Annotated in this window: 22 protein-coding genes; 9 read left to right on the forward strand and 13 right to left on the reverse strand. The window is 38.8% G+C overall.

Going from position 1 to position 26,265, the window contains the following annotated elements:
• Window positions 1-209 precede the first annotated feature (209 nt).
• Window positions 210-2,168, reverse strand: coding sequence for a DNA topoisomerase (ATP-hydrolyzing) subunit B (gyrB, locus tag AC0IWT_RS08120; RefSeq protein ID WP_056871276.1), 1,959 nt, complete (start codon window positions 2,166-2,168; stop codon window positions 210-212).
• Window positions 2,169-2,674: 506 nt separating this feature from the next.
• On the opposite strand from gyrB, the gene AC0IWT_RS08125 reads away from it, so the two are divergent.
• The 3 genes from AC0IWT_RS08125 to AC0IWT_RS08135 all read left to right on the forward strand — a co-directional run bounded on the left by AC0IWT_RS08125 (window position 2,675) and on the right by AC0IWT_RS08135 (window position 4,629).
• The gene (locus AC0IWT_RS08125; protein ID WP_056871277.1) at window positions 2,675-3,271 is read left to right on the forward strand and encodes an OmpH/Skp family outer membrane protein; all 597 of its coding nucleotides are present in this window, start codon (window positions 2,675-2,677) and stop codon (window positions 3,269-3,271) included.
• Window positions 3,272-3,339: 68 nt separating this feature from the next.
• Window positions 3,340-3,822: a nucleoside deaminase gene (locus AC0IWT_RS08130; protein WP_471796765.1), complete on the forward strand. Its 483-nt coding sequence runs from the start codon at window positions 3,340-3,342 to the stop codon at window positions 3,820-3,822.
• A 54-nt stretch (window positions 3,823-3,876) separates the two neighbouring features.
• Window positions 3,877-4,629 (forward strand): EcsC family protein, encoded by a 753-nt coding sequence (locus tag AC0IWT_RS08135; protein ID WP_471796766.1) that lies wholly within the window; start codon window positions 3,877-3,879, stop codon window positions 4,627-4,629.
• Window position 4,630: 1 nt separating this feature from the next.
• Here AC0IWT_RS08135 and AC0IWT_RS08140 read toward each other — a convergent pair whose 3' ends face one another.
• The gene (locus AC0IWT_RS08140; RefSeq protein WP_471796767.1) at window positions 4,631-5,035 is read right to left on the reverse strand and encodes an RNA-binding S4 domain-containing protein; all 405 of its coding nucleotides are present in this window, start codon (window positions 5,033-5,035) and stop codon (window positions 4,631-4,633) included.
• Between the two features lie 191 nt (window positions 5,036-5,226).
• Between AC0IWT_RS08140 and AC0IWT_RS08145 the strand changes: the two genes are divergently transcribed.
• Both AC0IWT_RS08145 and AC0IWT_RS08150 read left to right on the forward strand, forming a co-directional pair.
• Window positions 5,227-6,045, forward strand: coding sequence for a 2,3,4,5-tetrahydropyridine-2,6-dicarboxylate N-succinyltransferase (locus AC0IWT_RS08145; protein WP_471796768.1), 819 nt, complete (start codon window positions 5,227-5,229; stop codon window positions 6,043-6,045).
• 77 nt (window positions 6,046-6,122) lie between these two features.
• Complete coding sequence (locus AC0IWT_RS08150; protein ID WP_471796769.1) at window positions 6,123-7,238, forward strand: glycosyltransferase family 4 protein; 1,116 nt, start codon at window positions 6,123-6,125, stop codon at window positions 7,236-7,238.
• Between the two features lie 3 nt (window positions 7,239-7,241).
• Here AC0IWT_RS08150 and AC0IWT_RS08155 read toward each other — a convergent pair whose 3' ends face one another.
• On the reverse strand, window positions 7,242-7,799 hold the full coding sequence (locus AC0IWT_RS08155) for a DUF4136 domain-containing protein (RefSeq protein ID WP_471796770.1): 558 nt from the start codon (window positions 7,797-7,799) through the stop codon (window positions 7,242-7,244).
• A 203-nt stretch (window positions 7,800-8,002) separates the two neighbouring features.
• On the opposite strand from AC0IWT_RS08155, the gene AC0IWT_RS08160 reads away from it, so the two are divergent.
• The 4 genes from AC0IWT_RS08160 (at window position 8,003) to miaA (ending at window position 11,822) form a co-directional block, all read left to right on the forward strand.
• Window positions 8,003-8,569 carry an L-threonylcarbamoyladenylate synthase gene (locus tag AC0IWT_RS08160; RefSeq protein ID WP_471796771.1) on the forward strand — a complete coding sequence of 189 codons (567 nt, stop codon included), beginning with the start codon at window positions 8,003-8,005 and terminating at the stop codon, window positions 8,567-8,569.
• A 104-nt stretch (window positions 8,570-8,673) separates the two neighbouring features.
• A complete protein-coding gene (locus AC0IWT_RS08165; protein WP_471796772.1) occupies window positions 8,674-10,080 on the forward strand; it encodes a CCA tRNA nucleotidyltransferase in 1,407 nt (468 codons plus the stop codon).
• Window positions 10,081-10,179: 99 nt separating this feature from the next.
• Window positions 10,180-10,830 (forward strand): IS1096 element passenger TnpR family protein, encoded by a 651-nt coding sequence (locus AC0IWT_RS08170; protein ID WP_471796773.1) that lies wholly within the window; start codon window positions 10,180-10,182, stop codon window positions 10,828-10,830.
• Between the two features lie 71 nt (window positions 10,831-10,901).
• Window positions 10,902-11,822: a tRNA (adenosine(37)-N6)-dimethylallyltransferase MiaA gene (gene miaA, locus AC0IWT_RS08175; protein ID WP_471796774.1), complete on the forward strand. Its 921-nt coding sequence runs from the start codon at window positions 10,902-10,904 to the stop codon at window positions 11,820-11,822.
• 49 nt (window positions 11,823-11,871) lie between these two features.
• Here miaA and AC0IWT_RS08180 read toward each other — a convergent pair whose 3' ends face one another.
• From AC0IWT_RS08180 to nusG, 10 genes are all read right to left on the reverse strand, one after another.
• The gene (locus AC0IWT_RS08180; RefSeq protein ID WP_471796775.1) at window positions 11,872-13,161 is read right to left on the reverse strand and encodes a G-D-S-L family lipolytic protein; all 1,290 of its coding nucleotides are present in this window, start codon (window positions 13,159-13,161) and stop codon (window positions 11,872-11,874) included.
• An 11-nt stretch (window positions 13,162-13,172) separates the two neighbouring features.
• Window positions 13,173-14,396 carry an OmpP1/FadL family transporter gene (locus AC0IWT_RS08185; protein ID WP_471796776.1) on the reverse strand — a complete coding sequence of 408 codons (1,224 nt, stop codon included), beginning with the start codon at window positions 14,394-14,396 and terminating at the stop codon, window positions 13,173-13,175.
• A gap of 77 nt (window positions 14,397-14,473) precedes the next feature.
• Window positions 14,474-14,785: a DUF3467 domain-containing protein gene (locus AC0IWT_RS08190; protein WP_056871288.1), complete on the reverse strand. Its 312-nt coding sequence runs from the start codon at window positions 14,783-14,785 to the stop codon at window positions 14,474-14,476.
• Window positions 14,786-14,982: 197 nt separating this feature from the next.
• Window positions 14,983-19,269 carry a DNA-directed RNA polymerase subunit beta' gene (gene rpoC, locus AC0IWT_RS08195; RefSeq protein WP_056871289.1) on the reverse strand — a complete coding sequence of 1,429 codons (4,287 nt, stop codon included), beginning with the start codon at window positions 19,267-19,269 and terminating at the stop codon, window positions 14,983-14,985.
• Window positions 19,270-19,363: 94 nt separating this feature from the next.
• Complete coding sequence (gene rpoB, locus AC0IWT_RS08200) at window positions 19,364-23,167, reverse strand: DNA-directed RNA polymerase subunit beta (RefSeq protein ID WP_056871290.1); 3,804 nt, start codon at window positions 23,165-23,167, stop codon at window positions 19,364-19,366.
• 158 nt (window positions 23,168-23,325) lie between these two features.
• Window positions 23,326-23,703 carry a 50S ribosomal protein L7/L12 gene (gene rplL, locus AC0IWT_RS08205; protein ID WP_025143257.1) on the reverse strand — a complete coding sequence of 126 codons (378 nt, stop codon included), beginning with the start codon at window positions 23,701-23,703 and terminating at the stop codon, window positions 23,326-23,328.
• A gap of 64 nt (window positions 23,704-23,767) precedes the next feature.
• Window positions 23,768-24,289 carry a 50S ribosomal protein L10 gene (gene rplJ, locus AC0IWT_RS08210; RefSeq protein WP_471796777.1) on the reverse strand — a complete coding sequence of 174 codons (522 nt, stop codon included), beginning with the start codon at window positions 24,287-24,289 and terminating at the stop codon, window positions 23,768-23,770.
• A gap of 2 nt (window positions 24,290-24,291) precedes the next feature.
• The gene (gene rplA / locus AC0IWT_RS08215; protein ID WP_056092810.1) at window positions 24,292-24,990 is read right to left on the reverse strand and encodes a 50S ribosomal protein L1; all 699 of its coding nucleotides are present in this window, start codon (window positions 24,988-24,990) and stop codon (window positions 24,292-24,294) included.
• A gap of 19 nt (window positions 24,991-25,009) precedes the next feature.
• Window positions 25,010-25,453, reverse strand: a complete 444-nt coding sequence (gene rplK / locus AC0IWT_RS08220) for a 50S ribosomal protein L11 (RefSeq protein ID WP_010601094.1) — start codon at window positions 25,451-25,453, stop codon at window positions 25,010-25,012.
• A gap of 267 nt (window positions 25,454-25,720) precedes the next feature.
• Window positions 25,721-26,263: a transcription termination/antitermination protein NusG gene (gene nusG, locus AC0IWT_RS08225; RefSeq protein WP_056092813.1), complete on the reverse strand. Its 543-nt coding sequence runs from the start codon at window positions 26,261-26,263 to the stop codon at window positions 25,721-25,723.
• Window positions 26,264-26,265 lie beyond the last annotated feature (2 nt).

The raw sequence follows: 26,265 nt of genomic DNA on the forward strand, positions 1-26,265 counted from the left end.
TACAATTATCGATTTCAAATAAACCTCTGCAAGTTTTACTTGACAGAGGTTTTTTCTTAGGGCACCGTTGTGATGTGTTTTAGAATCGGCAACCAAGTTGAATCTTAGATTTTGATTGCAAACTACTTTAAACAAAAAAACCTCTGCGAGTTTATAACTCTACAGAGGTTTCTATTTTTAATTTGCTTTCGCTTGGTCTTTAAGCTTAATTAGGCATCAATTTTTGCATACTTAGCATTACGCTCAATAAACTCTCTACGAGGAGCAACTTCATCGCCCATTAACATAGAAAAAGTATGGTCGCACTCTGCTGCGCTTTCAATTGTAGCTTGCAATAACGTACGCGTAGCAGGATTTAATGTTGTATCCCAAAGTTGCTCAGCATTCATTTCACCCAAACCTTTATAACGTTGAATGTGTACGCTGTCTTCTTTACCGGCACCTTTTAAACGCTGTACCGCAGCATCGCGTTGTACATCATTCCAGCAATATTCAAACTCTTTACCTTTTTTAACCTGATACAGTGGTGGCGATGCGATATAAACATAACCAGCCTCGATTAGAGCACGCATATAACGGTAAAAGAAAGTTAAAATTAATGTCGTAATGTGAGACCCATCGATATCCGCATCCGTCATGATTACGATTTTGTGGTAACGAAGTTTTGTTAAGTTTAACGCTTTATCATCTTCCGGTGTACCAATGCTTACGCCAATCGCCGTAAACATATTCTTTATCTCATCGTTCTCGTAAATTTTGTGCTCCATCGCTTTCTCCACATTCAAAATTTTACCTTTTAAAGGTAAAATAGCCTGAATATTTCTATCACGACCTTGTTTGGCAGTTCCACCTGCCGAGTCACCCTCTACCAGATAAATTTCGCATTTTTCAGGATCACTGTCAGAGCAATCGGCAAGTTTACCTGGCAAACCAGAACCACCCATCACACTTTTACGCTGAACCATTTCACGAGCCTTACGTGCTGCTGCACGTGCCGTAGCCGCTAAAATAACTTTGTTAATAATCAGCTTCGCTTCTTTCGGATTTTCTTCCAAATAAGCACCTAAAGCTTCGCCAACAGCCACATCAACCGCACCCATTACCTCACTGTTACCCAATTTGGTTTTAGTTTGCCCTTCAAATTGCGGCTCCTGCACTTTAACTGATACAACTGCTGTTAAACCTTCTCTAAAGTCATCACCGGTAATTTCCATTTTCAGGTTTTTCAACAAACCAGATTTATCGGCGTAGCTTTTTAACGTACGCGTTAAACCCCTGCGGAAACCTGCGATATGCGTACCACCCTCGTGTGTGTTAATGTTGTTTACGTAAGAGTGCACATTTTCCGAGTAGCTATCATTGTACTGGAAAGCCAATTCAACCGGAATACCGTTTTTAATACCTTCAATATAAACAGGCTCTGGTAAAAACGATGCTCTGGTTCCATCCAAGAATTTAACAAACTCTCTTAAACCACCTTCCGAACGGAAAACTTCCGATAAAAACGAACCGTCTTCCAACACTTCGCGTTCATCAGTTAAGGTTAATGTAATTCCTTTATTTAAAAATGCCAGTTCGCGTAAACGGCCGGCTAAAGTATCGTATTTATATTCAGTAGTTTGGGTAAATATTGTAGCATCCGGACTAAAAGTTACAATCGTACCACGTTTATCGGTAACGCCCGTTTCCTTTACATCATACAGTGGCTTACCAATATTGTACTCCTGCATCCAGATTTTACCTTCGCGGTGTACCTCGGCTGTTAAATGTGTAGATAGTGCGTTAACGCAACTTACCCCAACACCGTGCAAACCACCAGAAACCTTATAGGTATCTTTATCAAATTTACCACCCGCGTGCAAAACCGTCATTACGATTTCGAGCGCCGATTTATTTTCTTTTGTGTTAATACCGGTTGGAATACCACGGCCGTTATCTTCTACCCTGATGGAGTTACCTTCTAAAATCCTAACGTCGATTGTATCTGCATGACCGGCCAAAGCCTCATCAATTGAGTTATCTACAACCTCGTAAACCAAATGGTGTAAACCTTTTACACCGGTATCACCTATATACATCGAAGGGCGCTTACGCACCGCTTCCAAACCTTCTAAAACCTGTATATTATCTGCCGAATAATTTGACTTTAAATCTTGTTCTTCGCTCATATTTTAATTAAAAACTATAAGTATCAAAAATACGGAAATTTTGGCACATACGCTAATATGTGGATAAGTTTTGGCCTGTTAATAGATTGGGAAATAGATGCCTTTTAAGCCATTTCAATAAGGTTTTGAAAAGCAAATTCGGCCTTCCAACCTCCGTCAGCCCCGCTTTACATTACAAGGCCCGAAGAAGAATCGGGCGCTTTTCATTTCAATAGGGTTTAATTAGCCAGCTTTATCGGTGTTGGGTCAGTTCTGCGCCGTGCAACCGTGAAAGTCTAGGCTAAAATGTGCCACCTAAACCCGATTAAAGCGAACACGAAGTAAAGCGGCAAGCGGGACTAACCTTAACCTGAAACAGCGGATTTGCTTTCCACGTGATAATATTAAGTTGCAGAAACCCGTTAAACGAAAAGATAAGCATTTATTATAGAAAACCTTAAGCCTATAAAGTATTTATTGCATACTTAATTATCATTTTTATCTTTGCTAAAATTTATTAAACAATAATGGAAAGAAGAACCTTTAAAACCTTTGGTTTATTTGCAACGGCTGCATTAATTACAGCTTTTTCTGCATGCCAAAACAAAGAAACTAAAACAACTGAAGCTAAAAAAACAGATAGTACTGCGGCTGTTTCTGCAGATGAGAAAATTGTATTTGTAAATTCAGATTCGTTATTAACCAAATACGATTATTACAAAGACCTAAAAGTTAAATTTGAAGGTAAATCGAAAAGTGCGCAGGCAGATATGCAGGCAAAAACACAGGCTTTTCAAAGAGAAGTTGCCCAATACCAACAAACTGCAGGCTCTTTAGCTGCTGATGTTCGTAAATCTACTGAAGAGCGTTTAGGCCGCAAGCAGCAAGAATTGCAAACCTACCAACAAAATGCTGGTGGCGCTTTACAAAACGAGCAGGCTGTAGAAAATGAAAAATTATACGATAAAGTTGCTGCTTACTTAAAAGGTTATGCTAAAGGTAAAGGCTATAAAATGGTGTTGACCTACTCAAAAGGCAACAGCGCAATTTTATTTGCTGATGAAAGTTTAGATGTAACTTCTGAAGTGATTAAAGGCTTAAATGCTGATTACGCTAAAAAATAGTTTTAAATTAAAAACTTCAAGGAATGCCCCGAACAATCGGGGCATTTTTTTTGTCTGAACATTTAGATATGGAAAATAAAGAACAACACGAAGCATTTATGCGGATGGCGGTCGAGCTATCGGTAAAAAATGTTAGCGAATGCGTTGGCGGTCCCTTTGGAGCAGTAATTGTTAAAGATGGCAAGCTTGTGGCAAAATCTGCAAATCAGGTAACCACCACTAACGACCCTACTGCACATGCCGAAGTTTCGGCAATCAGGCTGGCCTGCACGGCATTAAACACCTTTGATTTGAGCGGTTGCGTTATTTATACAAGTTGCGAGCCTTGCCCTATGTGCCTTGGCGCCATTTACTGGTCGCGTATTGAAACTATTTATTATGCCAACACAAAGGCAGATGCGGCAGATATAGGCTTTGATGATAAATTTATTTACGAGGAACTGGACAAACCTATGGAACACCGAACATTGCCAGTGGTACAAATGTTAAGAGATGAAGCGATGGAAGCGTTCAAACTATGGGAAACCTCTCCTTTAAGAATAGATTATTAAAGGCAAGTTTGAAACAATTGCTTTATTAAATACGTCTAACTCGAAATAATCAGCATGACTTACGAGCAAAAAATAAAAAGTGAACTGGAATTTTGGAAGTTTAAAACTTTACAAAAACCATCGCTTTTGAGTAAGGTTACCGATAACGTTCAGCGAAAAATTAATAGCTATATTCCTGATAAGGTTCACAATGCCATAACAACCGCCATTAAGCAGATGGTTAAGGCTGTGCTTTTTGGTTCTACATTTACAACATCAAAGCCGGTTACCGATTTTACCTTAATGCACCGTGAAGCACTGATTAAGCAGAAAATCGAAAATTACAAGAAAACAGGTGCAGCCGAAGGTGGTGTAACCGGCGCCGGCGGCTTTCTTATGAGCCTTGCCGATTTCCCTTTGTTGCTCGGAATAAAGATGAAAATGCTTTTCGATATTGCTGCAGTTTACGGTTATGATGTTAAAGATTACCGGGAACGCCTCTTTATCCTACACATTTTTCAACTTGCGTTTTCGAGTAAGGAGGAAAGCAAAAATATTTTTTTAAAGATGGAAGACTGGGATAGCAAAGCGCATAAATTGCCAACAAATATTGATGAGTTTGATTGGTTAACTTTTCAACAGCAATACAGAGATTATATCGATTTAGCGAAGCTTGCCCAAATGCTGCCTTTTGTGGGTGCTGCTGTTGGCGCCATTGCAAATTATAAATTGATAGACAGATTAGGTAAAACAGCAATGATGAGCTACAGAATGCGGTATTTCAACATCCAATTAATCGAAAATTCTGAAGACTTACAGCTTCGTTAACTTACTCATCATCTTCCTGAAACAAGCCGCCTATCAAATCATCCGTTTCTCTCCTGTCTTTTTTCGTCGGCCGGCCTGTTCCCCTATCTCTTTTTAAATTAGGAGAATGGAACATAGATTTAAAAGCATGTGTTTCTTCAACAGGCGTTAAATCTTTGTATTTAGTTAAGGCTATTGGCGAATCTGTTCTGTTATAAGAGAAGTCTACAACCTCAATAATTTTCTTTTCAATACCTTTTGATACCTGGTAAACATCGCCAATTTTAACAATCGCTGATGGCTTTACATTTTGTCCTTTAAACTTTACCCTTCCTGCTTTGCATGCCTCGGTTGCCAAACTCCGGGTTTTAAACAGCCTGATTGCCCACAAATATTTATCAATTCTCAGTTTTTCTACCTCTGCCATAACGTTTCAAAAATAAGTTAAATTGATGAAATGTTAAATTCTTAGCGGTTTAATTGTCCAAATATTGACATTAATAGATCATAGTAACTTCTACAGGCAATTGAGCAATGCAGCAAATCAACAATATTTATAAACTGAAACCCCAAGTTATAGATAAATTTCTTTTATTTTGCGTAAAATTTAAAAACATCATGTATTCAGATTTAAAGAAATTAATTGAAGCCGCTTGGGAAGACAGAACCCTTTTAAAATACAGCAACTATTGCGAAGCTATTGAAACCGTTATCCAGGGATTGGATAAAGGTGAAATTCGCGTTGCTGAACCAGTTTTAAATTCCTGGGGCATTAATGAATGGGTAAAGAAAGCTGTTATTTTGTATTTCCCGATTCGTGAGATGAAAGAAATTAAGAGCGGTCCTTTTGTTTACCATGACAAGATGGAGTTAAAAACCGACTATAAAGCAACTGGCGTACGTGTTGTACCAATGGCAAGTGCCCGTTACGGTGCATACTTGGCTAAAGGCGTAATCATGATGCCATCGTATGTAAACATTGGCGCCTATGTAGATGAAGGTACAATGGTAGATACCTGGGCTACAGTTGGTTCTTGCGCACAAATCGGAAAACGTGTTCATTTAAGTGGCGGCGTTGGTATTGGTGGCGTTTTAGAACCTGTTCAGGCAGCTCCTGTAATTATCGAAGACGATGTGTTTTTAGGTTCCAGAGCAATTGTTGTTGAGGGTGTGAAGGTAGAAAGAGAAGCCGTTCTGGGTGCAAATGTTGTTTTAACAGCATCAACCAAAATTATTGATGTTACCGGGCCAACGCCTGTAGAGTATAAAGGAATTGTGCCGGCCCGCTCGGTGGTAATTCCAGGTAGTTACACCAAAAAGTTCCCTGCCGGAGAATACCAGGTTCCATGTGCTTTAATTATTGGCAAACGTAAAGAAAGTACAGATAAGAAAACTTCACTTAACGATGCGTTGAGAGAAAACAATGTAGCCGTATAAAATGGATTGAGGTGTAAGGTTTAGGGTGTAAGGCATCATCCAAAGCCTTAAACCTTCTGCCTTACACCTTTCAATTTATGAAAATTGGTTTCGATGGAAAACGTGCTGCAAATAACCTGACAGGTTTAGGTAATTACAGCCGATCGTTAATTGAGGCACTCGCCAGGCAATTTCCGCAAAACGAATATTTCGTTTATACACCTAAAGTAAAAACAGGGCAACAGATTGATGGCTTCCTCGCAGACGAAAACATCAAACTGAAACTGCCAAAAAATGGTACTTTCCTTTGGAGAAGCCTAAACATTTTAAAAGACCTGGTAAATGATGAAATTCAAATTTACCATGGCTTAAGCCACGAAATTCCTTTTGCAATTGAACACACCAGGATTAAATCCGTCGTTACCATGCACGACCTGATTTTTCTGCGCTTTCCAAAATACTATCAACTTATCGACAGAAAATTATACGAATGGAAAAGTAAATCTGCGTGTAAGCGAGCCGATAAGATAATCGCCATCAGTGAAAAAACAAAAGCCGACATTATCGAATTTTATGGAATTAATCCTGATAAGATTGAGGTTATCTATCAAAGCTGCGATGATATTTTTAAAAAGCCTTATGATGAATCAACGCTAAAACGGGTCAGTTTAAAAAATAAGCTCCCGGAGAAATTTATACTCAGTGTTGGAACGATTGAAGAGCGCAAAAATCTTTTGCTGACCATTCAGGCCTTGAATAATGTTAGCGAAGACTATAAACTCGTTGTTATTGGCAAAAAGACGGCTTATTTCCAAACGGTTGAAAGGGTAATTAAAAAACTTGGTTTAACAAGCAGGGTCATTTTTCTTCAAAATATCCCGTTTACTGATTTACCCGCTATTTATCAATTGGCTACATTATTTGTTTATCCTTCATTTTACGAGGGCTTCGGCATTCCAATAATCGAGGCACTTTATTCGGGTCTGCCTACAATTGCGGCAACGGGTTCGTGCCTTGAAGAAGCAGGTGGGCCAGATAGTATTTACGTACACCCTACTGATGTAAACGCCTTATCGGCGGCCATAAAACAGGTAATCGAATCGTCGTCTCAGCAACAGCTGATGAAAAGAAAAGGGCTGGAATTTGTTCAAAAATTCAACAGCCCTTTAGTAACGGAGCAATTAATAAATTGCTACAAAAGTATTTTAACCTAAATGTTATTTGGCAGCAATCGCGTTTGGCGGATATTGCGCTAAAATTTCTTTCACGCCGGTGTATAAACGCTGTTCTCTTTTGCTAAAGTTATCGAGGTTAAAGCCAGCACCCTGACCATGCCAGAACAATATCTTTTTAGCAGGGTCTAAGAAATCGATGATAATTGTGCCTTCAATGTATTGGTTTACATAGTTAGAGCCCCATCCGCCCCAACCACCACGCCAGCCCCAGCCGCCGCCCCCACCCCAGCCACCGTAGTACGCCGGACCATAGAAGTCGGTTTTTTCTCTGGCTACAACAACAAGGTTAACCAACAAATCTGGTCGGTTAGATTTTGTGAAACCTTTAGCATTCATTTCAGCTTCAACAGCAGCCATCAATCTTCTTTTATCAAGATTGTTTAGCTTAACTCTGGCAATGCCTTTATCGTAAAAATTGTAAGTTTTGTAAGCGTTCAAATCGACGTTCTTGTCATAATCTGAAGCGGTCCGAAGCGAAGAGCACCCGGCTAATGTGATTACAACGGCAATCAGCATTAATAATTTTTGGAAAATTTTCATTTGTTAATTTGTGTTTATATTTTTTAAAATAACCTGTACTAAAAATACCTAAATATTGAGGCAAAAACAAAAACAACATATTATTTTTACATTAGAATTGTTTATTGTAAAACGCTGATTAAAAGCCATTGTTTTAGCCTAAATGTTAAATATTATCGCATTTTGAACATTTAACATATTGCATAAAAAATTACCTTTGCAGCATGCTTAAAGAAGAAATAAATAAGGCTTTAGAAATTTTAAAATCGGGCGGTGTTATACTTTACCCCACAGATACAATTTGGGGTTTGGGCTGTGATGCCAGCAACCCGGAAGCGGTTGACAAAATACTGAAAATTAAAAATCGACCGGCCGAAAAAAGTTTGATAGTTCTTCTTGATGTTGACAGCAAAATACAAAGTTACGTTACTGAAGTGCCGGAGATAGCTTACGATTTAATCGAATATGCCGAGAACCCGATTACCATTATTTTTTCTGGCGCAAAAAATTTAGCTCAAAATGTAATTAATGAAGATGGAAGTGTGGGGATAAGAATTGTAAAACACGATTTTTGCACACCTTTAATACAGCGCTTCCGCAAGCCAATAGTTTCTACATCAGCGAATTTAAGTGGTGAGCCATCACCAAAAAACTTCGATGATATTAGCGCCGAAATCATTGATGGCGTTGATTACGTAGTGGATTTTGAACAGGAAAGCAGAACTTCAAAAAAACCATCCACAATTATGAAACTTTCTCCAGGAGGCCAGTTTGAGTTTATTCGTAAGTAATTTTATTACTTTTGTAAAAATTAAATAGCCGGCAACCTGATGTCTATTCAGGTTCTTTATAAAAAAGTTTCTGAACTAACATTCAGCATGGCGGCTCCAGACTTATGCAACAACATTTACAAAATCCAATTTTTAGAACACTATCGGAAATTGCCGATAAAAACCAAATCCAGGCATATGTTATTGGAGGTTTCGTTCGCGATTTGTTTTTGAACCGACCATCTAAAGATATAGATGTTGTGGTAGTTGGCAGCGGGATAGCATATGCAGAGAGCGTTGGCAGCAAGTTGAATACTAAAGTTGCCATTTTTAAAAACTTTGGAACGGCCAACATCAAAGTAAATGATTTGGAAATAGAATTCGTTGGCGCAAGAAAGGAGTCCTATCGCTCCGATTCAAGAAAACCAATCGTAGAAGATGGCACACTTGAAGATGACCAGCTTCGCCGCGATTTTACAATAAATGCACTGGCGATAAACCTAAATGCAGAACATTTTGGCGAACTTTTAGATCCGTTTGAAGGGCTGCGTGACTTAGAAAATAGACTCATTCGTACACCATTAGATCCGGAAATTACCTTTTCAGATGATCCCCTACGGATGATGAGGGCCGTAAGATTTGCATCGCAGTTAAATTTCGTAATTGATGAAGCTGCAATTAGTGCCATAAAAACGCAAAAGGACCGCATTAACATCGTTTCAAAAGAACGTATAACAGACGAACTTAATAAAATCATTTTATCCCCTAAGCCGTCTGTAGGATTTAAGTTATTGTTCGATACTGGATTACTACATATTATTTTCCCGCAGATGGCGCAGCTTTTCGGCGTGGACATAATTAAAGGAAAAGGGCATAAAGACAATTTTTACCACACCCTGGAGGTTTTGGATAACATTTGTGCTGACACTGAAGACTTATGGCTGAGGTGGGCAGCAATACTGCACGACATTGCCAAGCCGGCGACAAAACGTTTTGAGGAAGGCCACGGCTGGACTTTCCACGGCCATGAAGATAAAGGCGCCAGAATGGTCCCGAAAATTTTTAATCAGTTAAAATTGCCGCTGAATGAAAAAATGAAATTCGTTCAAAAGCTGGTGCAACTTCACCTAAGGCCAATCGTTTTAGCCCAGGATACAGTTACAGATTCTGCTGTTCGGCGATTGCTTTTTGATGCAGGTGAAGAAATTGAAAGTTTGATGCTGCTTTGCAATGCAGATGTTACAACAAAAAATGAATACAAAAAAACCAGGTACAGGAATAATTTTGAACTGGTTAAACAAAAGCTAAAAGACGTAGAAGAACGCGACAAATTACGAAACTGGCAGCCTCCTATTACCGGCAACGATATTATGGAAACCTTCGCCCTTGATGCCGGTAAAGAAGTTGGAATAATCAAAAGCGCAATTCGCGAAGCCATTTTGGAAGGTGAGATAACAAACGACTACAACGAAGCGTTTAATTTTATGCTCAACCTGGCGAAACAAATGGGATTAAATCCTGTTAATAGATAATTTAATTGCCAAAAACAATCAACCAAACAACTTTTTGTCGTAAATGTTGTTTTGTGATAAAACAAATTAACTTTAATTTTACAGCTCCAAATAACAATAATGGCTATTTATAAATTTAAAATTACTTTTGAAGATTTTGATGATGTTGTGCGAGAGATCGACATTAAATCTAACCAGACATTTGAAGATTTGCACAAGGCAATTCACAAATCGACGGGATATAATGCCGAAAAATCTTCATCATTTTATGTAAGTACCGATAATTGGTTAAAAGGTGATGAAATTGCTTATTTACCAAATGAACGTAAAAAAGATAGAGTTGTGCTAATGGAGAACTCAAAACTCAGCGGCTTTATCGAAGACCCTCATCAAAAATTTTATTATACCTACAATTTCGATCGGCCTTACGATTTCCATATAGAACTCGTTAAAATCATTTTAGAAGCCGACCCACATATTGAATATCCGTTTTTAGCAAAAAGCGCCGGCGAAGCGCCGAAAATTATGGAACAAAACGGGCCGCAATCTGTCGACCCACGTGGGGCCGCGGCATCTGCCAGCGAATTTGATTTCCTTAATGAAATGAATTTTGTTCCTGAAGATACTGATGAACTTGAAGCAATGGGTGAAATGGGTATCAATGCAGAGGAAAGCGATGAAGAAGAGGATTCGGAAGAGAATGATGAGTTTGGCGATGAGTTTTCGGACAGCGAAAGCTACGAAGATGATACGCACAAAGATGATTATTAATTAGTTATACAAGTTTTTAAATATCAAACTGTCGGACAAACCATCCGGCAGTTTTTTTATACCTTAACCTCATGGTAAAAAGCAATATCAAAACCTTAATCGTTATCGTTGGCCCAACAGCCATCGGCAAAACGGCTTTGGCCATTGATATCGCAAAACATTATAAAACTGAAATCGTATCTGCAGATTCGAGGCAGTTTTTTAGGGAAATGGAAATTGGCACAGCTAAGCCAAATGCTGTTGAACTCGCTGCTGCTAAACATCATTTTATTAACTCCCATTCCGTTACACAACTTTTTAGCACAGGAGATTTCGAAGTAGAAGCTTTGAAGGTTATCGAAAACATTTTCGAAAAGCATGATCAGGCGGTAATGGTTGGTGGAAGCGGTTTGTACATTAATGCTGTAGTTAATGGCCTAGACGAAATGCCGGAAATTGACTTTAAAATTAGAGCAGCGTTAAATAAACAATTTCAAGATGAAGGCCTGGAAATAATCCAAAATCAGCTTAAACAGCATGACCCGGAGTATTACGAAAAAGTTGATCAGAATAATCCGCAAAGAATGATTAGAGGACTTGAAGTTTTTCTCTCAACGGGGAAAAAGCTGTCCTCAATGTTGTCTTCAACGAAAAAACAAAGACCATTTAACATCATAAAAATTGGCTTAAATACCGACCGGGCCAAACTTTATCAAAGCATTAACCTTCGGGTAGATAAAATGATGGAAAATGGCCTGCTTGAAGAAGTGAAATCATTAATTAATTATCGAAGAGATAATGCTTTAAATACGGTTGGTTATAGCGAATTATTCGATTATCTGGATGAGCAAGTTCCGCTAGATGTTGCGGTTGCTTCCATTAAACAGAACACCCGGCGTTTTGCCAAGAGGCAGTTAACCTGGTTTAGAAGAGATGAGGATATCAAGTGGTTTGAGCCGGGTAAACTTGAATCGGTAATTAACATGATAGACCAAGAACTCAAAAAGCCATAAAAAAAGGCTCCGGATAAAATCCGGAGCCTATTTGTTTTACTGAACAATCTTATTTATCTGGGAACTTAACACCTCTATACTGTGTAATGTCGACAGTAGGAATATTAGAGCCATACTTGCCGTTAATTGCATCAATAAATACATTTGCAATTACAGCATTTCCACGTGGCGTTAGGTGAACACCATCCAAAGAAAAAGCACCACCGGTTATAAAGCCGGAATTAATTCCAACACCTTGCAAAACAATGCCTGTTTTCACTTGATTTAGATAAGTATAGGTGTCTGCTATGGCAAGGCCTTTGCTATCCGCAAGAGATTTGATGGTGCTGTTGTAGCTAAGTACATAATCTTTCACTTTAACGATTTCGTCTTTATCTAAAACCCAGTTGTTGGCAATCGGATTTAAAGGATGTAAGCCGTAAGGAAGTCCCGAAGCATTTGGAACACCAAATAAACCAGAAGATTGGAAAGGTAAACGAATCAAATCATCAGCAGTTGCAGCCCTTACCGCACCGGTTCCGGTTTGAATGTAAATTGCTGCCGCTGCAGGGTTAATCGCTTTCGCTGCATTAAGCAAGGCTGCAATGGTTACCGTATTAAAATATGGAATTGCGGTAACGTCAGGAATTGTAGCAACTACGCCTTTTTGTCCGCCAGCTGTTAATGAATTTACTAAGTTTGAATATAAAAGTGCGAATGTCGATTTATCAGTCAACACGTTTGTCGCATCGGTAGTTACTCCACCATTTGTTGCGTAACCTAAAGCGTCATTATTACCTAGCCACAAAGAAAAGAAAGTATGATTTCTTCCCTGAATAAACTGGAAATAACTCGCCGTTCCAACTTGTGCATCAGTTAGCAAGCGCTCAAGGTAAGGATTTGCAGCACCAAAAGGAGCAGCAAAAGCTAAATCAACACGCATACCAGGGATACCAAGGTTTTGTACCTCGCCAGTGTATTTTGCCAAATGCCCGGCCGCATCACGGTAAGCGAGGTTACTAGTTACGTTTGTTAAAGTTGGCGTTCCATTTACAAGTGCTGATAAATTTAAGTAGCCAGAACCATTTGCCTGTGCATCGGTAAAAAATGGAGAAGTAAAGCTACCACCTCCAACAGTGGCCATTTGAGCAGCCACAAGATTAGGGTAAGCAACTTTTTGGCCTTCAAGGTAAAGCCCGCCATCGGCAAAGCCAGATGTTAGAGAATTGCCCACAGCAATGTATTTGCTAAAATTTGCCTGACCGGCAGATGTACCAACTGCGGTATCTATATCGGGTTTACAAGCCGCTGCAAAAAGAATTACGGCCGCAAAAAAACTATTGTATATATATTTCTTCATTTGAAATTCTCCTACCATTTATAAGTTAATGAAATACCCGGCGCATAAACCAAAGTCTTAAATGTACCATCTAATCCAGTTTCAATATTTCTCTGTTTACGCGATTTAACATCTTCAAAAAATAATGATGCATTAACTTCAAATTTAGAAGTGAAAGCGTAACCTGCACCGGCACTTAAAATATAACGGTCAGCATCTGGTGCTTCCGGAGTTACATAACCATCCTGAACCGGACTGAATGCATAGCCAACACCGGCCCGTAGGGCAAGTTTATCAGAAGCCTGGTGGTTTATACCCAGTTTAAATGAAGAACCATCACGATAGTTTCTGGCTGATTTTGTATCTGCAAGTGCTGAGGTATTGGTTGCATAATCGAAAGATAAATCCTGATAGATGTGCCACTGCACCCAACTTGCATCGAATGCGAGCAACGTGCTTTTCGATAATGGAATTCCAATACCTAAACTAGTTGTAGCGGGTAAAGGCAGTTCTGCATTAAATGTATTTCCTGCCGGGAAAGAAGTTCTCAAAGATTCAGGCACATCAAATTGCGCAGAACCTCCATCTAACTTCGTTACCACTTTCGATTTATGTACAATTGCAAAAGTAACATTACTTAAAGTTTTGATATATATACCCGCATTCCAGCCATAACCTTTACCTGTACCGTCAAGCGTTACCTTGCCCGAGCGGCCATCAGGATAATTTACCGGAAGTGCCCGCTGAAGGTTTACGTCGCCGTGGTTGTAAACAAAACCGGCACCGATACCAATCTGATCAGTAATTTTTACACTCAAAGTAGGTTGAACATAAATTGCTTTCAGGTTTAACGAAGTTAGGGCGTATTTACCAGACCAGTTATCACCCCAATCTACCAAACCCCCAAATGGCGTGTAAACCCCTAAACCAAGTTTCCAACGGTTTGACTTCGGACCCCAAACTGCGTAGAATTCGAAAGGTGGCGCTATTTTATTCTTTACATCTTCGGTAACGTTTGAGCCCGTTCGCTGAAAAGCCGACTTAAACAAAAGTGGGTTAACGCCCGCAGAAATGGAATTTTTCTCCAGGAAACTAACTGCACCTGGGTTGTAAAATACGGAAGCTTCATCTAAAGCAAGTGCAGAACCCGCACCAGCCATGCCAATTTGTTTCTGGCCTTGTAAATTAACCTGGAAACCCTGCCCCAAAACCCACAGCGGGGCAGAAAGTAATACGCTCAATAAAATTTTTCTCATTTATATATGGTTATATGACAAATATATATTATGCTAACATAGCAATCAAGTATTTGTTTATTTTGTTTTAAAGAAATTTATGCCTGGGCTGTAGGGCCTCCAAAACCCATCGTAAAAGGCGGTTCTTCCTGCGTTTTGATGCGGCCGTTAACGTGTTCGAATTTTTGGATATTATCTTCCAGTGCGGTTAGCAAACGTTTTGCATGTTCAGGCGTAAGGATAATTCTCGACTTTACCTTCGCTTTTGGCAAGCCCGGCATCACCCTGATAAAATCGAGCACAAACTCCGTGTTAGAATGGGTAATTATCGCCAGGTTCGAAAAAATACCTTCAGCAATCTCTTCAGATAGCTCTATGTTCAACTGGTTTTCGTTTTGTTGTTCTTCCATAAGTCAAAAATAAAAAAATCCGCTGCTAAACGGCGGATTTAAAGAAAAGATTAAATAAAATAAGGAAATTTATTGAATCAGATTCATAATATTAATTAAGAAATTTATAATCGCCGGAAATATCGAACGCCACAAATCCACTTTAAACAAAAAAGTCCTCCATTTTAATGGAGGACTTTTCTTAAAATATTGAAATATTATGCTTCTACTTCTTCTTGTTTCGAAGCTAATAATTTGTCGTATTCTTCCTGAGAACCAACGATGATTCTCTCGTAACCACGAACACCAGTTCCAGAAGGAATTAAGTGACCTACAATTACGTTTTCTTTCAAGCCCAACATGTTATCGCGTTTACCTGCAATTGCTGCCTCATTTAATACTTTCGTAGTTTCCTGGAATGAAGCCGCAGAAATGAACGATTTAGTACCTAATGATGCACGTGTAATACCCTGAAGGATAGAACTCGCAGTTGCGGGTCTTGCATCTCTAACCTGGATTTGTTTCAAATCCTTACGTTTCAGCTGAGAATTTTCATCTCTTAATCTACGTAATGAAACAATTTGACCTGGTTTAAGATCTGTCGAATCGCCTGCATCTTCAACAACTTTCTTGTCGTACATTGCATCGTTTTCTTCAGCAAAATCCCAACGGTCAACAGCGTTATTTTCTAAGAAAATAGTATCGCCCGGATCCTCGATGTGAACTTTCTGCATCATCTGGTGAACAATTACCTCAAAGTGCTTATCGTTAATTTTCACACCTTGCAAACGATATACCTCTTGAATACCATTTACCAGGTATTCCTGAACTGCTGCAGGGCCTTTAATTGATAAGATATCTGCAGGAGAAATTGAACCATCTGATAACGGCATACCAGCTTTCACAAAGTCATTATCCTGAACAAGGATGTGTTTAGACAATGGAACAAGGTATTTTTTAACTTCACCATCTTTAGATTCGATTGTAATCTCACGGTTACCACGTTTAACGCCACCCAAAGTTACGACACCATCAATTTCGGTTACTACAGCCGGGTTAGATGGGTTACGAGCTTCGAATAATTCCGTTACACGAGGCAAACCACCGGTAATATCACGGGTTTTACCAGTTGCACGAGGAATTTTAGCGATAATCTGACCAGTTTGGATAGCTTCGCCTTCATCAACAGAAACGTGAGCACCTACCGGGATGTTATAACCTTTAATGAATTCGCCTTTTTTATCAACGATTTGAACCGAAGGATTTTTTGTTTTATCACGTGTATCGATAATAACTTTTTCACGGTGACCAGTTTGCTCATCTGACTCTTCACGGAAGGTAACACCTTCAATAATTGCATCAAATTGTGCTTTACCGGCAAATTCTGAAAGAATAACCGCGTTATATGGATCCCACGAACAAATTTTATCTCCTTTTGATAATTTATCGCCTTCTTTAACAAATAAGAATGCACCGTAAGGAATGTTGTTGGTTACAATAATACGACCCGTTCCTGGCTCAACAATTTTGAATTCACCTGAACGACCTAATACAACCTGAACTGTTCCATCTTCTGTTTGTGTATCAACAGTACGGATGTTTTCAAATTCGATAACACCATCAAATTTAGCTACGATGTTTGATTCTGCAGCGATGTTTGATGCAGTACCACCCACGTGGAAAGTACGAAGTGTTAACTGTGTACCCGGCTCACCGATTGATTGTGCTGCAATTACACCAACTGCCTCACCTCTCTGAACGCGTTTGCCTGATGCTAAGTTACGTCCGTAACATAGTGCACAAACACCACGTTTGGCTTCGCAGGTTAATACCGAACGAATTTCGATACCTTCTAAAGGAGATTCTTCAATCGCTTTAGCTACATCTTCGTTAATATCTTCGCCCGCACCTATCAATAACGTGTTATCCAATGGATTGTACACATCATGTAACGAGGTACGACCTAAAATCCTGTCGTATAATGGCTCAACAATATCTTCCTGATCTTTCAATGCTGTTGTGTACATACCTCTTAAGGTACCACAATCGTTATCATTTACAATCATATCCTGTGCAACATCATGTAAACGACGAGTTAAGTAACCCGCATCCGCCGTTTTCAAAGCCGTATCTGCCAAACCTTTACGAGCACCGTGAGTAGAGATAAAGTACTCTAATACGGATAAGCCTTCTTTAAAGTTTGATAAAATAGGGTTTTCGATAATATCACCACCTGAACCTGATTTCTGAGGTTTTGCCATCAAACCACGCATTCCGCAAAGCTGACGAATCTGCTCTTTTGAACCACGTGCACCTGAATCAAGCATCATGTAAACCGAGTTAAAGCCTTGGTTATCTGACGATAACTGAGTCATGACGAAAGTAGTTAACCTGTTGTTGATACGGGTCCAGATATCGATAATTTGGTTGTAACGCTCGTTGTTGGTAATGAAACCCATGTTATAGTTGTTTCTCACCTCTTCAACCTCAGCAGCTGCTTGCTCAAGCAATGTATGTTTCTCTACAGGAATATTTACATCTTGTAAGTTGAACGATAAACCGCCCTGGAAAGCCATACGGAAACCTAATTCTTTGATATCATCTAAGAATTGAGAAGCACGGGCCATACCAGTCATTTTAACTACTTCACCGATAATATCTCTTAACGATTTTTTAGTTAACAATTCATTGATGTAACCAACTTCTTCCGGTACCATCTGGTTGAATAAAACTCTACCAACAGTTGTTTCTGTTAACTTATTAACGATAGAGCCATCAGATTGCTTAACATTTACCCTTACTTTGATAAACGCATGCAAGTCTAATTCTTTCTCATTATAAGCAATGATAACTTCTTCGGGAGAATAGAAATTCGAATCCTGTCCTTTTACAACTCTGGTTTCATCAGTTCTACGGCCTTTAGTAATGTAGTAAAGACCCAAAACCATATCCTGAGATGGTACTGTAATTGGTGTACCATTTGCAGGGTTCAAGATGTTGTGTGCTGCCAACATTAATACCTGGGCTTCCAAAATTGCCGCATTACCTAGTGGTAAATGCACAGCCATCTGGTCACCATCAAAATCGGCGTTAAATGCAGTACAAACTAAAGGGTGTAACTGGATAGCTTTTCCTTCAATTAATTTTGGCTGGAAAGCCTGAATACCAAGTCTGTGTAACGTAGGTGCACGGTTTAGTAAAACCGGGTGTCCTTTTAGTACATTTTCCAGGATATCCCAAACTAAAGGATCTTTTCTATCTACAATTTTCTTTGCAGATTTAACTGTTTTTACAACACCACGTTCAATCATCTTGCGGATAATGAATGGTTTGTAAAGCTCAGCAGCCATATCTTTAGGAATACCGCACTCGTGTAATTTAAGGCTAGGGCCTACAACAATTACCGAACGTGCTGAGTAATCCACACGTTTACCTAATAAGTTTTGACGGAAACGACCTTGTTTACCTTTCAGGATATCTGAAAGTGATTTCAAAGCACGGTTACCTTCAGTTTTAACCGCGTTAACTTTACGTGAGTTATCAAATAACGAATCTACAGCTTCCTGAAGCATACGTTTCTCGTTACGTAAAATTACCTCTGGTGCTTTAATCTCGATCAAACGTTTTAAACGGTTGTTACGGATAATTACACGACGGTATAAATCATTTAAATCGGAAGTTGCGAAACGACCACCTTCTAATGGAACTAAAGGACGTAATTCTGGTGGAATAACCGGAACAATTTTAACAATCATCCACTCAGGACGATTCTCAATACGTGTATTAGCGCCACGGAAAGCTTCAACAACCTGAAGGCGTTTTAAAGCCTCATTTTTACGCTGCTGAGATGTTTCGTTAGCTGCCTGGTGACGTAAGTCGTAAGATAAAGTATCTAAGTCAATACGTTTTAACAAATCTTCTAATGCTTCAGCACCCATTTTGGCGATGAATTTATTAGGATCTTTGTCGTCTAAGTATTGGTTTTCTTTAGGTAATTTATCCAAGATATCTAAATATTCTTCTTCGGTAAGGAAGTCCATATAATTGATACCTTCTTCGGCCATTAAGCCTGATTGGATAACTACGTAACGCTCGTAATAAATGATTAAATCTAATTTCTTAGTAGGTAAACCTAATAAATAACCGATTTTGTTTGGTAATGAACGGAAATACCAGATGTGCGCAACAGGAACCACCAAAGCAATGTGTCCCATACGCTCACGACGTACTTTCTTTTCTGTTACTTCAACACCACAACGATCACAAACAATACCTTTATAACGGATACGTTTGTATTTACCGCAATGACATTCGTAGTCTTTTACCGGACCAAAAATACGCTCGCAAAACAAACCATCACGTTCAGGTTTGTAAGTACGGTAGTTAATAGTTTCCGGTTTCAACACCTCACCGCTCGAACGTTCCAAAATAATTTCCGGAGACGATAAGCTAATCGTGATTGATGTGAAATTGCTTTTTAATTTATTATCCTTTTTGTAAGACATACTCTTTTTATAAGGTTAAAGGCGGAGGGCGGAAAGGTAGAGGGCTTGGGGCGTCTAAACCCTTAACCTTCTACCTCTATACCTTCTACCTTAGTTAATCTAACGTAATATCTAAACCTAAACCGCGTAACTCATGCACCAATACGTTAAACGATTCTGGCACACCTGGTGTTGGTAGGTTTTCACCTTTAACAATGGCTTCGTAAGTTTTGGCTCTTCCGATAACATCATCCGATTTAACGGTTAATATCTCCTGAAGAATATTAGCAGCACCGAATGCTTCTAATGCCCAAACCTCCATCTCACCAAAACGCTGACCACCGAACTGGGCTTTACCACCCAATGGTTGTTGTGTAATTAATGAGTATGGTCCGATTGAACGGGCGTGCATTTTATCATCAACCATGTGACCTAGTTTCAACATATAGATAATACCTACTGTTGTAGTCTGATCGAAACGCTCACCAGTTAAACCATTATATAGGTAAGTTTTTCCTGAGGCAGGAACACCCGCCTTAGCAATCCACTCTTCAACCTCATCGTGCGTAGCGCCATCAAAAATAGGTGTAGCGAACTTAACACCCAGTTCTTTACCGGCCCATGCCAATACGGTTTCGTAAATCTGGCCTAAGTTCATACGTGAAGGTACACCCAGTGGGTTCAACACAATATCAACAGGGCTACCATCAGCTAAGAAAGGCATATCTTCATCACGTACAATACGTGCAACAATACCTTTGTTACCGTGGCGACCAGCCATTTTATCACCTACTTTTAATTTACGTTTTTTAGCAACATAAACTTTTGCCATCTGTACAATTCCCGATGGAAGCTCATCACCTACACTAATTGCGAATTTATCGCGTTTGTAAGCGCCAAGTTCTTCATTAACACGGATACCGTAGTTGTGAAGCAACATTTTAATCATCTCGTTCTTGTCATCATCAGTAGTCCATTTGTTAGGGCTGATGTGATTGTAATCAAGATCTGCTAAAATTTTCTGAGTGAATTTAGCACCCTTAGCAACTAACAATTCTTTGTAAATGTTAAATACACCCTGAGATGTTTTTCCATTTACAATGGTGAATAATTTATCTACTAATTCTGCTTTTAACTTCTCAGTGATGTTGTTATACCCTTTGTCTAATTTCTCAATTGCCGATTTTTCTTCAGCTTTTGTAGTTTTCTTAGCACGGCTGAATAACTTAGTATCAATTACTACACCCTGGATTGAAGGAGGAGTTTTTAAAGACGCATCTTTAACATCACCTGCTTTATCACCAAAGATTGCACGTAGTAATTTTTCTTCAGGTGATGGGTCAGACTCACCTTTAGGGGTAATCTTACCAATTAAAATATCACCTTCTTTTACATCAGCACCGATACGGATAATACCGTTTTCATCAAGGTCTTTAGTAGCCTCTTCAGAAACGTTCGGGATATCTGGTGTTAATTCCTCTTCTCCACGTTTAGTATCACGTACTTCTAATTCAAACTCTTCGATATGCAATGAAGTGAAAACGTCATCACGAACAATACGTTCGTTAATTACAATCGCATCCTCAAAGTTAAAACCTTGCCAAGGCATGAATGCCACTTTCAGGTTTCTACCTAATGCCAACTCGCCATTTTCAGTTGCATAACCTTCGCAAAGAACTTGTCCTTTAGTAACTTTCTGACCTTTCTTAACAATTGGTTTTAAGTTAATACAAGTATTCTGGTTGGTTTTTTTGAACTTAATTAAACGGTAAGTTTTGCTATCACCTTCAAATGAAACCAAACGATCATCTTCGTTACGTTCATATTTAATGGTAATTTCATTCGCATCTACATATTCTACAACACCATTACCTTCTGCATTGATAAGTGTTCTTGAGTCGCGTGCAACGCGGCCTTCCAAACCTGTACCAACAATCGGAGCTTCCGGACGTAACAATGGTACGGCCTGGCGTTGCATGTTCGATCCCATCAATGCCCTGTTCGCATCATCATGTTCTAAGAACGGAATCAACGACGCAGCGATTGAAGTAATCTGGTTAGGCGCAACATCCATCAAGTCTAATTTCTCAGGCTCAATAATCGGGAAGTCACCCTCATAACGTGCTTTTACGCGTGGTGTTATAAAGTTACCTTTATCATCATATTCTGCATTTGCCTGAGCGATGGTTTTTCCATCTTCATCCTCTGCAGATAAATAAATAACATCAGAATCAACAACTACTTTACCATCTTCAACACGTTTGTATGGTGTTTCGATAAAACCTAAATTATTGATTTTTGCATGCACACAAAGTGATGAAATCAAACCAATGTTCGGTCCCTCTGGCGTTTCAATTGTACACAAACGACCATAGTGCGTATAGTGAACGTCACGTACCTCGAAACCAGCACGCTCACGTGATAAACCACCTGGGCCTAAGGCTGATAAACGACGTTTATGTGTAATCTCGGCTAATGGATTGGTTTGATCCATAAACTGAGACAACTGATTTGTACCAAAGAAAGAGTTGATAACTGACGATAACGTACGGGCGTTAATTAAGTCAGTTGGTGTAAACACCTCGTTATCGCGAATGTTCATACGCTCACGGATGGTTCTTGCCATACGGGCTAAACCCACACCGAATTGTGCATACAACTGCTCACCTACCGTACGTACACGACGGTTTGATAAGTGGTCAATATCATCCACCTCTTCTTTAGAGTTTATTAATTTAATTAAGTATTTAACAATGGCGATAATATCCGCTTTTGTTAAAACTTTAACATCATCCGGTGTATTCATTTTCAATTTACGGTTGATGCGGTAACGACCAACATCTCCTAAATCGTAACGTTTATCTGAGAAGAATAAACGATCAATGATACCACGTGCAGTTTCCTCATCAGGTGGTTCTGCGTTACGCAAAGCACGATAGATGTTTTCAACAGCCTCTTTTTCAGAGTTTGATGTATCTTTTTGTAATGTATTATAAATAATGGTATAATCGGCCTGGCTAGCACCATCTTCTTTAGAAAGAATGATGGTTTTAACACCTGCTTCGATTACCATATCAATGTGTTCGTCTTCTAAAACGGTTTCTCTTTCAAGAATCACTTCATTACGGTCGATAGAAACTACCTCACCTGTATCTTCATCTACAAAATCTTCAACCCATTTCTTTAAAACTCTTGCTGCAAGTTTACGACCGATATATTTCTTTAAACCTGATTTACTAACTTTTACCTCGTCAGCAAGATCAAAAAGTTCTAAGATGTCTTTATCAGAATCGTAACCAATAGCACGTAATAAAGTGGTAACCGGGAATTTTTTCTTACGATCGATGTAAGCATACATTACGTTGTTAACGTCTGTAGCAAACTCGATCCATGAACCTTTGAAAGGGATAACACGTGCTGAATACAATTTGGTTCCGTTTGTGTGACGGCTTTGGCCGAAAAACACGCCTGGAGAACGGTGTAATTGCGAAACGATAACACGTTCTGCACCGTTGATAACAAATGTACCTTTTGGTGTCATATACGGGATTGTACCTAAATACACATCCTGAATAATGGTTTCAAAATCTTCATGTTCAACATCGTTACAAGAAAGCTTTAGCTTCGCTTTTAATGGAACATTGTAGGTTAATCCACGCTCAATACATTCGTGTATATCGTAACGTGGCGGATCAACAAAATAATCAAGAAACTCTAAAACGAAGATGTTTCTTGAATCTGTTATTGGAAAGTTTTCAGCAAACACTTTAAACAAACCTTCGCTAGAGCGATCGTCTGATGTGGTATCTATCTGGAAAAATTCTCTGAATGATTGCAATTGCACATCCAGAAAATCCGGATAGTCTATAATGTGCTTACTAGTTGCAAAATTTACTCTTTGTTCGACTGTCTTTGCCAATGGACTAAAAGATTTTAGTTTAAGAATAAACTATTTGTTTGGTTTCGGGTTTGAAACATCCTCATTAACCAAGCAAAATGAGGTGTTTATAAACAGGTAAAGACACCGACATTTTCAGTCGGTGTCTGATACATTTTTAGCTTAGCTAAATTAAGTTATTACTTAATTTCAACTACTGCTCCAGCTTCTTCTAATTGTTTTTTAAGAGCTTCTGCTTCGTCTTTAGCAACACCAGTTTTTAATTCTTTTGGTGCTCCGTCTACTAAGTCTTTAGCTTCTTTCAAACCTAAACCAGTTAAGTCTTTAACAAGTTTTACAACTGCTAATTTCTGACCACCAGCTTCTTTTAAGATTACATCAAAAGATGTTTTTTCTGCAGCAGCAGCAGGTGCATCACCACCAGCAGCAGGACCAGCAACTACAGCAGCAGCTGCAGGCTCAATACCATACTCATCTTTTAAGATTTGAGCTAATTCATTAACTTCTTTTACTGTTAAGTTTACCAATTGCTCAGCAAACGCTTTTAAATCTGCCATTTTATTAAGATTTTAAAAATTTACGTGTAATAATTTTGTTTAATTTTCGAACTTAAGGTGTTCGTTAACCTTCTCTTTCTTGTAGAGTTTTAACAATTCCTGCAATTTTGCCACCGCTTGATTTAAGGGCAGAAACAACATTTTTAGCTGGTGATTGTAATAATCCAATAATATCGCCAATAAGCTCTTCTCTCGATTTTAAGCTTACTAAGTTATTCAATTGGTCATCGCCAACGTATACTGATGAATCTATGTATGCCGCTTTAAGCAAAGGTTTATCAGAAGTTTTTCTCAAAGTTTTAATCAACTTAGCCGGAGCGTTTGCTGTTTTTGAGAATAATAATGATGATGAACCTTTAAGGGCTTTGTATATCTCAGAAGCATCGCCGTCCAAACCTTCAATCGCTTTGCGGATTAAAGTGTTTTTAGCAACCTTCATTACGATATCACTTTCAAAACATTTGCGACGGATGTTATTAATCTGCTCAACAGAAAGGCTCGAAGTATCAGCAATGTAAAAATTGCCAAACTCCTGCATTTGTCCTTGTAGTTCTAAAACTACTTCGTTTTTTTCTTCTCTGTTCATGATTAGATCCCCGCTACTGATTTTGTTTCAATTGCAATTCCAGGACTCATTGTAGAAGACACGTGAATGCTCTTAAAATAAGTTCCTTTAGCAGCAGATGGTTTTAATTTAGAAATTACAGAGATGATCTCTAATGCATTTTCATAAATTTTATCTGCCGGGAATGATACTTTCCCAATTGAAGCGTGTATAATACCGCTTTTGTCTACTTTAAAATCAATCTTACCTGCTTTAACCTCTGTTACAGCTTTACCAACTTCGTTAGTTACTGTACCAGATTTTGGGTTTGGCATTAAGTTCCTTGGACCTAAAACACGGCCTAATTTACCTACTTTCGCCATACAAGCTGGTGTAGTGATAATAATGTCTACATCGGTCCAACCACCTTCAATTTTAGCCACATATTCGTCTAAACCTACGAAATCTGCGCCGGCTGCTTTTGCTTCTTCTTCCTTATCAGGAGTTACTAAAGCTAAAACACGTACAGTTTTACCTGTTCCGTGTGGTAAAGTAGCAATACCACGTACCATTTGATTGGCTTTACGTGGATCTACACCTAATGATACATCAATATCAACTGATGCATCGAATTTAGTGGTAGTGATTTCTTTTACCAAAGCAGCAGCAGCCTGTAAAGTATAAGCTTTACCAGCTTCTATTTTAGCATGTGCCTTTTTTTGATTTTTAGTTAATTTCGCCACTGTTGTAAACTGTTTTTAATTAATTATTCCAGGGTGCGTCACCAGAAACGGTGATTCCCATACTGCGTGCTGTACCGGCAACCATACTCATTGCAGATTCGATTGTAAATGCATTTAAATCAGGCATCTTATCTTCAGCAATAACTTTAATCTGGTCCCAGGTCACCGATCCAACTTTTTTACGGTTAGGCTCAGCAGAACCACTCTGTAATTTAGTAGCATCTTTTAACTGGATGGCTACAGGAGGGGTTTTGATGATGAAATCGAATGACTTATCAGCATAAACAGTAATTACAACCGGCAATACTTTACCTGCTTTATCTTGGGTACGAGCGTTGTACTGTTTGCAAAACTCCATAATGTTAACACCTTTAGCACCTAATGCAGGTCCTACTGGTGGCGATGGATTTGCCGCTCCGCCTTTGATCTGTAATTTGATCATTGCACTGACTTCTTTTGCCATTTTGTGTTTTTATTTATTTAAAACTCAATGTTAATAGTGGAAGCATGTAACATTTAATTTCCTGGCGGCTTTATATAAAACCAAAAGGACTGCAAAGATATGAATAATCTTGCAGATAGACAATAGATTAAGAGAAATTTTTTATAATTTGTGAAGTCGTGAAATAAAGCAAGCCCTCTAATTAAAAAAACCTCCAGAAATTAATCTGAAGGTTTTATATTTTTAAACCGTAATTTGAAATTCTAAAGTCTAAAATCGTAAATCAGATTACTCCTTTTCTACTTGCATATAGTTAAGTTCTAATGGCGTTTTGCGACCGAAAATCTTAACCATAACTTTTAATTTTTTCTTCTCTTCGTTTACTTCTTCGATAACACCGGTGAAACCATTGAAAGGTCCATCCATAACTTTAATGTTTTCGCCAACGTAGAAAGGTACATTCATCATCTCTCCCTGCTCACTCATTTCATCAACCTTACCTAAAATACGGTTAACTTCTGCCTGGCGCATCGGGATTGGATTACCGGCTTTATCACCTAAAAATCCAATTACACTATTAATGCCCTTAATGATGTGTTCTAGTTCGCCGTCTAAAGTTGCTTCAATTAAAACATAACCAGGATAAAAGTTACGCTCTTTTGCAATTTTTTTACCGTCTTTCATCTGGTAATATTTCTCCATAGGTATTAACACCTGAGGAACCAAATGAGAGAAACCTAAACGACTTATCTCAGCATCAATATACTGTTTTACCTTTTTTTCTTTACCGCTTACCGCTCTTACAACATACCACTTTAAAAGATCGCTCATTA

This window comes from Pedobacter sp. AC464, from assembly GCF_979253075.1.